The sequence below is a fragment of the Magnetospirillum sp. XM-1 genome, assembly GCF_001511835.1.
Taxonomy (GTDB): domain Bacteria; phylum Pseudomonadota; class Alphaproteobacteria; order Rhodospirillales; family Magnetospirillaceae; genus Phaeospirillum.
Genome location: NZ_LN997848.1, coordinates 1875059 through 1887787, shown reverse-complemented (window position 1 = coordinate 1887787; position 12729 = coordinate 1875059). Strand labels below are relative to the sequence as shown.

Annotated in this window: 11 protein-coding genes; 8 read left to right on the top strand and 3 right to left on the bottom strand. The window is 68.6% G+C overall.

Annotated features, from left to right (window positions below):
• The first annotated feature begins 178 nt into the window (after positions 1–178).
• The 3 genes from XM1_RS08800 to rarD all read left to right on the top strand — a co-directional run bounded on the left by XM1_RS08800 (position 179) and on the right by rarD (position 2466).
• Positions 179–808: a response regulator transcription factor gene (locus XM1_RS08800; RefSeq protein WP_068432726.1), complete on the top strand. Its 630-nt coding sequence runs from the start codon at positions 179–181 to the stop codon at positions 806–808.
• 148 nt (positions 809–956) lie between these two features.
• A complete protein-coding gene (locus XM1_RS08795) occupies positions 957–1463 on the top strand; it encodes a ferritin family protein (RefSeq protein ID WP_068432724.1) in 507 nt (168 codons plus the stop codon).
• Between the two features lie 127 nt (positions 1464–1590).
• On the top strand, positions 1591–2466 hold the full coding sequence (gene rarD / locus XM1_RS08790) for an EamA family transporter RarD (RefSeq protein WP_068432722.1): 876 nt from the start codon (positions 1591–1593) through the stop codon (positions 2464–2466).
• On the opposite strand, the gene XM1_RS08785 is transcribed toward rarD, so the two are convergent.
• Complete coding sequence (locus tag XM1_RS08785; protein ID WP_068432720.1) at positions 2463–2810, bottom strand: hypothetical protein; 348 nt, start codon at positions 2808–2810, stop codon at positions 2463–2465. The genes rarD and XM1_RS08785 overlap by 4 nt on opposite strands.
• Before the next feature lie 140 nt (positions 2811–2950).
• On the opposite strand from XM1_RS08785, the gene XM1_RS08780 reads away from it, so the two are divergent.
• Genes XM1_RS08780 through XM1_RS08760 form a run of 5 tightly spaced genes read left to right on the top strand, consistent with a single transcriptional unit; the run spans position 2951 to position 9224 of the window.
• Positions 2951–3334, top strand: a complete 384-nt coding sequence (locus XM1_RS08780) for a hypothetical protein (protein ID WP_156428681.1) — start codon at positions 2951–2953, stop codon at positions 3332–3334.
• A 50-nt stretch (positions 3335–3384) separates the two neighbouring features.
• Complete coding sequence (locus XM1_RS08775; protein WP_068432716.1) at positions 3385–4953, top strand: efflux RND transporter periplasmic adaptor subunit; 1569 nt, start codon at positions 3385–3387, stop codon at positions 4951–4953.
• 5 nt (positions 4954–4958) lie between these two features.
• A complete protein-coding gene (locus tag XM1_RS08770; protein WP_068432715.1) occupies positions 4959–8060 on the top strand; it encodes an efflux RND transporter permease subunit in 3102 nt (1033 codons plus the stop codon).
• A gap of 23 nt (positions 8061–8083) precedes the next feature.
• Entirely contained in the window at positions 8084–8788 is a 705-nt protein-coding gene (locus tag XM1_RS08765; protein WP_231920744.1) for a cytochrome c, read from the top strand.
• Positions 8789–8801: 13 nt separating this feature from the next.
• Positions 8802–9224 (top strand): DUF411 domain-containing protein, encoded by a 423-nt coding sequence (locus XM1_RS08760; protein WP_068432711.1) that lies wholly within the window; start codon positions 8802–8804, stop codon positions 9222–9224.
• Positions 9225–9316: 92 nt separating this feature from the next.
• Here the strand turns inward: XM1_RS08760 and XM1_RS08755 are convergent, their stop codons facing one another.
• A complete protein-coding gene (locus XM1_RS08755; protein WP_068432709.1) occupies positions 9317–10624 on the bottom strand; it encodes a phenylacetate--CoA ligase in 1308 nt (435 codons plus the stop codon).
• A gap of 104 nt (positions 10625–10728) precedes the next feature.
• Positions 10729–12660, bottom strand: coding sequence for a CoA-binding protein (locus tag XM1_RS08750; protein WP_068432707.1), 1932 nt, complete (start codon positions 12658–12660; stop codon positions 10729–10731).
• Positions 12661–12729: the final 69 nt, after the last annotated feature.

The following is a 12729-nucleotide window of genomic DNA, read 5'->3' as shown; positions in this document are numbered from 1 at the left end:
TCTTTTGTTGGGCGACTTTCACCAGGATGGCCCTTTCCCCCCGCCGTGGTGTAGGAAAAGTGTGGGTAACTCGCGATCAAGGTTTGCGGTTTTCCCCACAAACGGTAAGATCACGGCCTCAGGAGGGCGGGGTCTGAGGACTTTACCAATGGGGCTCCTGGGGGAAGGATCTGGATCTATGGCCGTGCAGCAGAGCCGACCGATCACCATCGTTATTGCAGAGAAGAATCCGCTGCTCCAAAGCAGCCTGATCAAGCTCTTTTCCGGCGACGACCGCTTTTCCGTGGCCGCCGTGGCCAGCGATGGCGAACGCTTCATCGAAGCCGTGGACAAGACCCCCTTCGACGTCGGGGTCATCGGGTGGGAGATGCCCTACCTGGACGGACGCGGCGTGCTGCAGACCCTGCGGGCCCGCACCGATGCGCCGCGCCTGATCGTCTATACCGGCAGCCCCAATCCCGACGTGCCGCGCCAGGCCATGACGCTGGGCGCCGCCGGCTTCTGCTCCAAGCGCGAACCGCCCGAGCAGCTGCTCGACACCATCATCGCCGTGGCCGCCGGGCGGATGGTGTTTCCGTTCATCGACGTCTCCTCCCTGGCCAGCGACCCGCTGGCCGGCCTGACGCCCCGCGAGCGTGAATTGCTGGCCGCCCTGGCCGGCGGGCTGACCAACCAGCAGATGGCGGGCCAGTTGGACATCTCGCTCAACACCGTGAAGTTCCACCTGAAGAACCTTTACGACAAGCTGGGCGTCGGCAACCGCGCCCAGGCGGTGGCTTTCTACCTCAAGGGCCGGGAGGCCCGTTAAGCCGATCCCGCGATTCAACCTGTCCTTTCGGTCAAGCCCCCACCTTCGGAAGGGGCATGGTCCGAACTGCTGTCATGGGGCATACTGTCGGCATCGGTGAGGCGCCGCCGCCACCCGTCGCCTCGGTTGAAGCAGGAGGACACTGCCCATGACCACCAAGGTAGCCCTGTTCCTGGCCCACGCTTTGGCCATGGAGCATGAAGCGGCGGATCGCTACGACGAACTGGCCGACACCATGGAAGTCCATAACAACATGGAAGTCGCCGAACTGTTCCGCCAGATGGCCAAGTTCTCGCGCCTGCATGGGGCGTCGGTGGCGGCCCGGTCCAACGGGCACGAGCTGCCCAAGCTCAAATCGTGGCAGTACCGCTGGAACACCCCCGAGCCGCCGGAAGTCGGCGCGCCGGGCGCCGCCCATTACATGATGACCGCCTGGCACGCCTTGGACTTCGCCCTGGAGAACGAGAAACGGGGCCATCGCTTCTACGCCGACGAAGCCTCGGGAAGCGACGACGCGGAAGTCCGGGCCCTGGCCGCCGAAATGGCCGAAGAAGAAGAAGAACACGTGGCGGAACTGGAAAAATGGATTGCCCGAACCCCCAAGCCGGAGCACGACTGGGCCGAGGACCCGGACGAGGCCCTGGTCGCCGATTGACCGACACTCTGCGGGCGGGACGCCCGCGCTCCAGCCGTGAACGGAGCGCGGGCGTCCCGCCCGCAGAGTGTCGTCGTCGGAGCGCGGGCGTCCCGCCCGCATTCCTCCCCACCCCGAGTCCTCCGCCATGAGCGCAGAACATCGCCGAGGGGTCCTCTTCGCCCTGGCCTGCTACGGCACCTGGGGGCTGTTTCCCGCCTTCTGGAAGCTGGTGGCATCGGTTCCGCCCGCCGAGGTCCTGGCCCATCGCGTGGTCTGGTCGCTGCTGGCGGTATCCGTCATGCTGACCTGGACGAAACGCTGGGACGAGGTCTTCATCCTGCTCGCCTCACGCCGCCGGCTGCTGGTTCTGGCCGCCTCGACGCTGTGCATCAGCGTCAACTGGCTGGTGTTCATCCAGGTGGTGGGCGAAGGCAACGTGCTGGAAGCCAGCATGGGCTATTTCCTCAACCCGCTGGTCAACGTGGCGCTCGGCGTCATCGTCTTGAAGGAGCGCTTACGCCCGCTGCAATGGGCGGCCGTCGCGCTGGCCCTGGCGGGCGTCGTCCAACTGGCGGTGGCCACCGGGACACCGCCCTGGGCGGCGCTCACCCTGGCCGGAACCTTCGGAGTCTATGGGCTGCTGCGCAAGCGGCTGCCGGTGGCGCCGCTGACCGGGCTGGCGGTGGAAACCGGACTGCTGTTCCCGCTGGCGGTGGCCTATCTGGTCTGGCGCATGGCGGAAGGCTCGCCAATCCTGGGCGGCACGCCCGCTTTGGCCGCCGCCTTAGTGGCCGGCGGGCCGGTCACCGCGCTGCCGCTGCTGTGGTTCGCCGCCGCCGCCTCGCGGCTGCGCTACACCACGCTGGGCTTCTTCCAGTACATGGCGCCCACCGGGCACTTCCTGCTGGCGGTGCTGGCCTATGGCGAGAGCCCCAGCCTTCCCCACCTGATCACCTTCGGCTGCATCTGGGCGGCCATCGGGCTGTATCTGGCCGACAGCTGGCGGCAGAGGCCGAGCTAGCCCCCCAGGAAGGAATCCTTGTCCGGCCCGGCATCCGAGCATTCGGCGATGAACTTGACCAGCCGGTAGGTGGCCGGCTCGAAGCGCAGCGCGACGAAATCCTTGTCCTCGCGCACCACCCGGCAGGCGCCGCCGATGCCGTGGTTGATGTCGAGCTTGCCGTTGTCGCTGGGATAAAGGGTGAAGCGCAGCGCGCTGGCCGTCACCTTGAAGCCGGCCTCCAGCGTCATGCCGCCGGCGGAAATCTCCGCCACCCGCACCAGCTTGCCGCCGATATTGGCCATGAGATGCAGGCCGTGGAAGCGGGGATAGCGCCTGCGCTCGTGTCCTTGATCGTCGGGCATGGCTGGGGTCCGGACCTGTTGGAACGCCGATATTTTAACATGGAAACGAAAGCCTCAAATATCCAAGGCCATATACCGAAGAATAGCGCGCCGTCCCATGCCTCTTGCCCTGTCCCCGCATTTTCCGCCATAGTGGCCGCATGCGTGACCTTTTCTCCCGCCTGTCGAGACTGTGCCTGCCGGCCTTGGCTCTGGCGGTGGGGCTCGTGGCGTGGAGCGCCGGGGCCCAGGCCGGCGAAGGCATGCATCACCAGGGCGGCGTCCACGCCATGCAGACCCACGGCGAGTCCATGCCCTGTCACGAGCAAACGGCCAAGGACGCCCCCGGCGACCGCCATGATGCCGGCGGCCATGCCTGTCCCGACTGCCTCTGCCTGTCGTCGGGCTGCGCCTCGGCCGCCCTGCCCGGCATGACCGGCCTTCCGACGCGGAGCTTCGCCCCCGTCCCGCTCAGGGCCCGTCCCGTCGCCCGCCTGGAGACCCAGGCACAGGCCGGACCGCCCGCCGAGCCTCCCAGACTCTGATTCCGACACCTGAAGTCTGTCCGGATTCACCGTTTCGGGGATGATCTCCCATGCTTGCACGTTTCCTGGCGCTGGCCTTTTTAGCCGCGCTCGCCCCTTCCGTCCTGGCCGCCGCCCCTGCCACGCCCAGCCCTGCCACTCCCGGTATCGGCGCCGAGGGCGATGCCTTCCAAGTGGTGCTGGTCCCCGGCGCCGACGGCCGCACCCTGCTGTATCTCGCCGACCTGGACGGCAACGCCCCCGTGGCCGACGCCGCCATCGACGCCGAGGCGGACGGATGGAGCGGCAAGGCCACCCCCGCCGAGGGGCCGGGAGCCTATGCCCTGGCCTGGATGCCGCCCGCCGCCGGTGCCGACCTCACCCTGATGATCAGCGCGCAAGGCCGCGACGACCTGCTGCTGGCCCGGGGCGTCGCCCCATTGCCGCCGCCCGCCGCTCCCCCGGCGCCGGTGCCGCACTGGCAACACTGGACCGGCGGCGCCGCCATCGGCGCGGTGCTGGTGGTGGCCGCCTGGTGGCTGGGCCGCCGCCGGGCGCTTCCCGCCTTGCTGATGCTGGCGCTCGCCATCCCCGCCGCCCGGGCGCACGAGGGTCATGGGCACGCCGAGGCCGAAGCGCCGGTCGCCCAGCCGGGCGCCATGCTGGTGATGGCCAAGCCCACCCAGTTCCTGCTGGGCATCCGCACCCAGAAGGTGGATTCCGCCGAATCCGCCGAGACCGTCCGGGTGGTGGGCCGGGTGATACCCGATCCCGCCGGCTATGCCCGTGTGCAGCCCTCGCAGCCGGCCCGCATCGTCTCGGACCCGGAATTTCCCCTGCCCGTCCCCGGCCAGCCGGTCAAGCGCGGCCAGGTGATCGCCGTGCTGGAGCCGACGCTGTCCAGCCTGGAGCGCTCGGACAAGCGCGCCGCGCTCTATCGGGTGGAAAGCGAGATCGCCATCACCGAGCGGGAATCCACCCGCCAGACGGCGCTGCAGGGCATCGTCGCCGCCAAGCTGGTGGAAGACACCCGCACCCGCCTCGACCAGCTGCGGCGCGAGCGCGCCCAGTTGCTGGGCACCGCCTTGGGCCGCGAACTGGTGCGCGCCCCCGTCGACGGCGTGGTCACCGACGTCCACGTGGTCCCCGGCGAGGTGGTGGCGGTGGACCGGGCCATGATCGAGATCGTCGATCCCACCCGCGTGCGGGTCGAGGCGGTGGTCCACGATCTGGCCCTGGCGCCGCGCATCGGCGCCGCCACCGCCGCCACCAAGCTGCTGCCCGACCATCTGGTGCCCCTGTCGCTTTTAGGGGTGAGCCCCCGGGTCGACGCCCTGGACCAGGGCGTGCACGCCATCTTCGCGGTTCCAGCGGATCATTCGAGCGCCCTGCGCATCGGCATGCCGGTGGACGTCTTCCTGGCCACCGGAGCCACCAGGCTGCGCATGGCGGTGCCGCGCTCGGCCGTCGCCGAATCCGGCGGCCGCCAGGTGGTGTTCGTGCGCACCGCGCCCGAGACCTTCGAGGCCCGCCCCGTCCGCGTCGAGCGGGTGGTCGGCCCGCTGGCCGAGATCGAGGGCGTCAAGGCCGGCGAGAAGGTGGTGATCCAGGGCGTCGAGCAACTGAAGGCGCTGAGGTAGCCGCCATGTTCGATTCCATCATCGCACTCAGCCTGCGTCACCGGCTGTTCGTCCTGGCCGCCGCCCTGGCGCTCACCGTCTATGGCTCGCTGGTGCTGTCCCGGCTGCCCATCGACATCTTCCCCGACCTGAACCGCCCCACGGTCACCATCATGACCGAGGCCCCGGGCCTCGCGCCCGAGGAGACCGAGACCATGGTCACCCGCCACATCGAGACCGCCATGAACGGCGCTCCCGGCGTGGTGCGGGTGCGGTCCAATTCCGGCGTGGGCCTCGCCATCGTCTTCGTCGAGTTCGACTGGGGCACCGACATCTACCGCAACCGCCAGCTGGTGGCCGAACGCCTGTCCTCGGCCCGCGACCTGCTGCCCGCCGGGATCAACCCCGTCATGGGGCCGGTCAGCTCCATCATGGGCGAGATCATGCTGGTGGGGGTACGCTCCAAGGCGGGCGCCACGCCGCCCATGGAGCTGCGCTCCCTGGCCGATTGGGTGCTTCGCCCCCGCCTGCTCTCCATCCCCGGCATCGCCCAGGTGATCCCCATCGGCGGCGAGGTGCGTCAGATCCAGGTGCTGGTCTCGCCGTCCAAGATGTCGGCCCTGGGGCTGGGCTATGCCGATGTGGAAAAGGCCCTGGCCGGCTTTGCCCGCAACACCACCGGCGGCTTCCTGGAACAGCGCTCGGCCGAGTTCCTGATCCGCAATATCGGCCAGACCACCGAGATGGACGACCTTCGGAATACCGTGGTGGCGTGGCGCAACAACGCCCCCGTCACCGTCGACCAGGTGGCCGAGGTCCGCATCGGCGCGGGCATCAAGCGCGGCGACGCCGCCATCGACGCCCGTCCGGGAGTGATCCTGGCGGTCTCCAAGCAGCCCGGCGCCGACACGGTGGCGCTCTCCGCCAAGGTCGAGGCCGCCCTGGCCGAGATCAGCCGGACGCTGCCGCCCGACATCGAGGCCGACCGCGTACTGTTCCGCCAGGCCGACTTCATCGGCCGCGCCGTGGCCAACGTGGCCGAGGCCCTGCGCGACGGAGCCGTGCTGGTGGCCATCGTGCTGTTCGCCTTCCTGATGAACATGCGCACCACCTTCATCAGCCTGACCGCCATTCCGCTGTCCATGGTGGTGGCGGCCCTGGTGTTCCAGGCTTTGGGCCTGTCCATCAACACCATGACGCTGGGCGGCCTTGCCGTGGCCATCGGCGAACTGGTGGACGACGCCGTGGTGGACGTGGAGAACATCCTGCGGCGTTTGCGCGAGAACGCCGCATTGCCCCAGCCGCGCCCCATCCTCAGCGTGGTGCTGGCGGCATCGTCGGAAGTGCGCAACTCCATCGTCTACGCCACCCTGGTGGTGGTGCTGGCCTTCCTGCCCCTGTTCGCCCTGTCGGGGATCGAGGGACGGCTGTTCGCGCCGTTAGGGATAGCCTATGTGGTGTCGATCCTGGCCTCGCTGGCGGTGTCGCTCACCGTGACGCCCGCCCTGTCCCTGCTGCTGCTGCCCCGCGCCAAGGTGGTGGGCCATGGCGATTCCGCCCTGGTGCGGCGCCTCAAGGCCTGGGATCGCCGGCTGCTGGAATGGTCCTTCGCCAACCCCAGGGCGGTGATCGTCCCGGCGCTGGCCCTGATGGTCGCGGCTGCCGCCTCGGTGCCCTTCCTGGGGCGCACCTTCCTGCCCAGCTTCAACGAGGGGACCGTGATGATCTCGGTGGTGCTGCCGCCGGGGACCTCGCTGTCGGAATCCAACCGTATCGGCACCATCGCCGAGACCCTGATCCGTCAGGTTCCAGAAACCGTCTCCACCGGACGGCGGACCGGACGGGCCGAGCTGGACGAGCACGCCGAGGGCGTCCACACCTCGGAGATCGACGTGGACCTGCACCCGTCGGAGCGCCCGCGCGCAATCATCCTGGCCGACATCCGGGCCCGCCTCGCCCAGATCCCCGGCATCGGCATCAATATCGGCCAGCCCATCTCGCACCGCCTCGACCATCTGCTGTCAGGCGTCAGGGCCGAGATCGCCGTCAAAATCTTCGGCGACGACCTGGACACGCTGCGCGCGCTGGCCGCCGAGGCCAGGGGCCGCATGCAGGAGGTCAAAGGCGTCGCCGACCTGCAGATCGAGAAGCTGGTCCTCATCCCCCAGGTGCAGATCCGCCTCGACCGCGCCGAGGCGCGCAAATACGGCCTGGGCCTCGGCCAGCTGACCGAGACCCTGGAAGCCGCGCTCCAAGGCAAGGTGGTGTCCCAGGTCAGGGACGGCGAACGCAGCACCAACGTGGTGCTGCGCCTGGCCGAGGACTGGCGGGCCCAGACCTCGGACTTCCGCCAGATCCTGGTGGACACCCCGGCTGGCAAGGTGCCGCTTTCCCTGGTGGCCGAAGTGGTGGAGACCCAGGGCCCCAACCTGATCAACCGCGACAATCTGCGCCGCCGGGTGGTGGTGTTCGCCAATTCCCAAGGCCGCGACTTAGGCTCCATCATGGAGGAGGTCCAGGCGTCCCTGGGCCAGATGAAACTGCCGCCCGGCTATTCCATCGCCTATGAGGGCCAGTTCAAGAGCCGGCAGGAGGCGGCCAAGCTGATCGGCCTGCTGGCCCTGGTGTCGCTGGTCGCCATCTTCGCCCTGCTGCACGCCCATTTCCGCTCGGGGCTTTTGGCCCTGATCATCATGGCCAACATCCCCATGGCCCTGGTGGGCAGCGTGGCGGCCCTGTGGCTGGCCGGATTGCCGCTGTCGGTGGCGGGCATGGTGGGCTTCGTCACCCTGGCCGGCATCGCTTCTCGGAACGGCATCATGAAGGTCACCCACTACCTCCACCTGCTGCGCCACGAGGGCGAGGAATTCGGCCCCGCCATGATCGTGCGCGGCTCGCTCGAACGCCTGACGCCGGTGCTGATGACCGCCCTGGTGGCCGCCCTGGCGTTGATGCCCCTGGTCCTGGCCGGGGGCGAACCGGGCAAGGAGATTCTGCATCCGGTGGCGGTGGTGATCTTCGGCGGACTGATGTCGTCCACCCTTCTCGACACCCTGGTAACCCCGGTGGTGGTTCTGCTGCTGGGGCGAAACGCCCTCGCTGGACTTGTGAACGAGGCACGGACATGATCCGGCCCAAGGAGACCCGTACCATGAAGACACGCCTGCTGACCCTGGCCCTCCTGCTGACCGTCCCCTCGGCCCTGGCCCAGGGCACGCTCGCCGCCTTCTTCGGCGGCCAGATCACCGAAAGCGGCGGCTACCGCGCCGAATTCGCAGTGCGCGACGGGGCCGTCAAGGTCTGGATCCGCGACCGCAACGACCAGCCGGTCGCCGCCACCGGCAAGGCCACCCTGCTGCTGGGCGGCCAGAAGCTGGAAGTGCCGCTGGCGCCTAAGGCGAACGGCCTGGTGGCCGAAATCCCGGTCAAGTCCAGCGACAAGGTGGCCGCCGTACTGGGGCTTACCGTGGACGGCAAGCCCTTGTCGCTGCGCTTTCAGCAGACCGAGCTGATCACGCCCGCCAACCTGCCGGTCCAAGCGGAAGCGGGCCGCAAGGTGTTCGAGGCGGTGTGCGCCAGCTGCCACGGCACGGGCCTGCGCGGCACCGACAACGGCCCGCCGCTGCTGCACCCGTTCTACGCCCTGGGCTCGGCCCATGGCGACGACGTCATCCTGGACGCCATCAACAAGGGCGCCAAGGCGCATATGTGGCGGTTCGGCGACATGCCCAAGCCCGAGGGCTTGAAGCCCGGCCAGGACAAGGAGGCGCTGGCCTATATCCGCGCCGTCCAGGCGGCCAACGGGCTGGGCAGCGTGCCGGCCTCGGCCGATCCCCACGCCGGCCACAAGCATTGAGGAGGGACGAACCATGAAGACCGTTTTCGCTTTCCTGTTCGCCCTCCTTGCCGCCCTGCCCGCGCTCGCCGCCGAGCGCGAGGTCACCATGTGGAAGTCGCCCACCTGCGGCTGCTGCGAGGGCTGGGCCGAGCACATGCGCCAATCGGGCTACAAGGTGAAGTCCGTGGACGTGGACGACATCGACCAGATCAAGCGCGCCTATGGCATTCCCGCCCCCATGCAGTCGTGCCACACCGCCAAGGTGGACGGCTATCTGATCGAAGGCCATGTGCCGGCCGAGGCGGTAGACAGGCTGCTGAAGGAACGCCCCAAGACCCGCGGCATCGCCTCGCCGGGCATGCCCATGGGCTCGCCCGGCATGAATGGTCCGAAGGAGGAAAACGTGGTCCAGACCTTCGGCCCCGAGGGCTCGAAGGTGTTCGGGCGGTATTGATCCTTTCCGCCGTCATCACCGGGCTTGTCCCGGTGATCCACGCGGGGCCGCATGGATGCCCGGATCAAGTCCGGGCATGACGACCCCTGAGCCTACTCCGCCTGCTTCCGCAAATCGCGCACCCGCACCGCCTTGCCCTGCGAGCGCGGCAGCTCGCCGGGCAGGCGCACGATCACCTCGGCCGTGATGCCCACCAGGGATTTGAGGTGGTGGCGGGCCTGACGGGCCAGATGGGCGCGGTCGTCCTCGCCCCTTCCGTCGCCGGCCTCGACCTCCACGGTCAGGTGGTCGAGGGAACCCTGGCGGGTCAGCGTCAGCAGGTAATGGGGCGCCAGGCCGGGGAAGCCCACCAGCGCCGCCTCGATCTGGCTGGGATAGACGTTGACGCCCCGGATGATCATCATGTCGTCGTTGCGCCCCGTGACGCGCAGGATGCGCACATGGGTACGGCCACAGGCGCAGGGTTCGTCGCAAAGCCGCGTGATGTCGCGGGTGCGGTAGCGCACCATGGGCAGCGCCTGCTTGGTCAGCGTGGTGATGACCAGCTCGCCCTCGGCGCCCATGGGCAGCGGCTCCAGGGTCTCGGGATCGACGATCTCGAACAGGAAATGGTCTTCCCAGCCGTGCAGGCCGACCCGGTGGGAGCACTCGGCGGCGACGCCCGGCCCCATGATCTCGGACAAGCCATAGGTGTCGCAGGCGCGGATGCCGAGCCGCCGGTCCAGTTCGGCCCGCATGGTCTCGCTCCACGGCTCGGCCCCGAAGGAACCGACCCGCAGGGTGGATTCGGCCAGATCGACGCCCATGCTCTCGGCCACCTCGGCGATGTTGAGCGCGTAGGACGGCGTCGCGGTCAGCACGCGGGCGCCGAAATCCTGAATCAGGGTGATCTGCTTTTCGGTGTTGCCGCCCGACATGGGCACCACCGAACAGCCCAGGCGCTCGGCACCGTAATGGAAGCCCAGCCCCCCGGTGAACAGCCCGTAGCCATAGGCGTTGTGCATCACGTCGCCCGGCCGCGCACCCGTGGACGCCAGGGTGCGGGCCATCAGATCGGCCCAATTGTCGAGATCGCCCCTGGTATAGCCCACCACGGTGGGCCGCCCGGTGGTGCCGGAACTGGCGTGGATGCGCAGCACCTGTTCCCTGGGCACCGCGAACAGGCCGAAGGGGTAGTTGTCGCGCAGATCGGCCTTCACCGTGAAGGGAAAGCGGGCCAAGTCTTCCAGATGACGCAGGTCCTCGGGCTTGACGCCGGCGGCGTCAAAGGCAGCGCGGTAATGGGGGACATTGGCATAGGCGTGGGCCAGCAGCGCCTTGAGGCGTTCCAGCTGCAGGCGCGCCAAGCCGGCGCGGTCCAGACGCTCCACCTCGGGGGCATACATGAAATCCGCGCTCATGGCCTGGTCCCTCCCGTTCGACCCGATAAGGGGCCCTATCTATCCCGCCTGCCCTGCGGCGGCAAGCCCCCTCCCCCGGCAGACCGGAAGAGGGGGGATGGGGATCAGGACTTCAGCGTGGCGGCGTAAAGACGGGCCTCCACATAGCGGGCGAGCGCCCTGGTGCCGCGGAAGCAGTTGCGGAACACGCAGACGCCCTTGTCCATCAGCCCGCCGGCCATGGCATCGTAGAGCGGCCCGCCGTCGACGATGGCGATGATGGGCTTCGCGTTGCGCTCGACGATGGGGGGCATCAGGTGAAGGCTGCTCTTGGGGTTGCTGATGTCCCAACCGGGCCGCAACTTGCTTTCCACCAGACCCATCACGGACGGCGCGGTGGGGTCCATGCCCACCAATACGGCGTCGATATTGGGGTCCTGGGCGAAGGCCTCGGTGATGGCCAGATGGCATTCGTCGTCGGCGCCGGGGTTGATGTCGATGGAGTTCCTGACGGTGACCAGGGAATCCAGCTTCTTGTCCACCAGGATCTGCTGAACCTTGGCCACGGTGTCGGGGGACAGCTGCCCCATCTCCAGCCGGAAGGTCTCGGTCACCGTGGAATCGGCGATGCCCACCGCTTCGAAGCCGGCGCCCGAAATGCCGCCCACCCGGTTGCCGCCGATGGTCTTATGATGGAAGGCGCCGGCGATGTAGAACAGGTCGTCGAAGACGTCCACGTCCTCGGCCACCATGGCGCCGGCCTGGCGCACCACCGATTCGAACACCGCCGGATCGCCGGCCACCGAGGCGGTGTGGCCCATGACGCCGGCCGCCCCGGCCTCGGTGCGGCCCGACTTGTAGACCACCACCTGCTTGCCGCTGGCCACGGCGCGGCGCACGGCACGCACGAAGTCGAGGCCGTCGCCGTCCTTGAAGCCCTCGACGTAGATTCCGATGGTCTCGATGTCGTCGCGGGCACCGAAATAGGTCAGCATGTCGCCGTGGGTGAGGTCGGTCTGGTTGCCCAGCGCCAGGGCGTAGGCCGGGTCCAGCCACGGATTGCGGCTCAACCGGGTGATCATGAAGGCGCCCGACTGCGACAGCATCACCGAGTTGCGCTTGGCCTTCTTGGCGGGCTTGGGCAAACGCTCGAGCGGGATGAACCAGGAATCGTAGCCGCCGGGATGGCTGACCACGCCCAGGCAATTGGCGCCCAGGAACACCGGGCCGCCATCCCCCTTGCCATGGGCGGCGTTGATGCGGGCCGCCAGCGCGGCGGCCGGCTCCTTGCTCACCTCGGTCTCGCCCATGCCGCCGGGGATCAGCATCACGGCGTGGACCTTGTCGGTGGCGATGATCTCGTCCACCAGCGGATAGACCGCGCCCGACGGGACCGCGACGATCAGCAGGTCCAGCTTGGCCGGCAGGTCGGCCAGACTGGCGACGCACTTGACGCCGTCGATCTCCGTCTCCTCGGGGCGGATGATGACCAGACGGTCCTTGGGACAGCCGCTGCCCATCAGGTTCTTGAGGATGATGCGGCCGAAATTCATTCCGCTGGCCGACACACCGATGATGCCGATCTTTTCCGGATGGATCAGCTTGTCGATCTTGGCGATGGGCCGGGCCAGACGGGTGGGAGCGGCCTCGCAGGCCTTGCTCGCCACCGAGCCCTTGAGCCCGCCCTTGGAGGCGGCCAGATCCAGCACCACCTCGCCGGTGGTCCGCGCCGCGTCGGAGCGGCCGAAATCGATCAGGGCGGCGAAGCACTTTTCCAGCGCGGAATCGGGGGCAATGCCCCGGGCGGCGAGACGGCGATAGGCGAAGGTGCGCTTGAAGCGGGCCAGGAAACCGGCGCCGTCGGTCAGTTCCACCGAGGCATGCACGGCGGCACCGTCCTTGGCAAAGGCGCCCTCGGCCAGGGCGGCTTCGCGCGCGCCCAAACCGGCCGAGATCACCATGCCGAATTCACGGGTGTTCGTCAGGGCGACGCGCAGGTCGTCGCCAGCCTCGCCCGCCGCGACGCCCAGCGCCACGGCATCCAACGTCTTGACCATCAAAGCCTCTCCTCTCTTTGCCCGCACGCGTGCTCGGAAAAGGGAAGCCTCCCCGCCGGCCGGACGGTG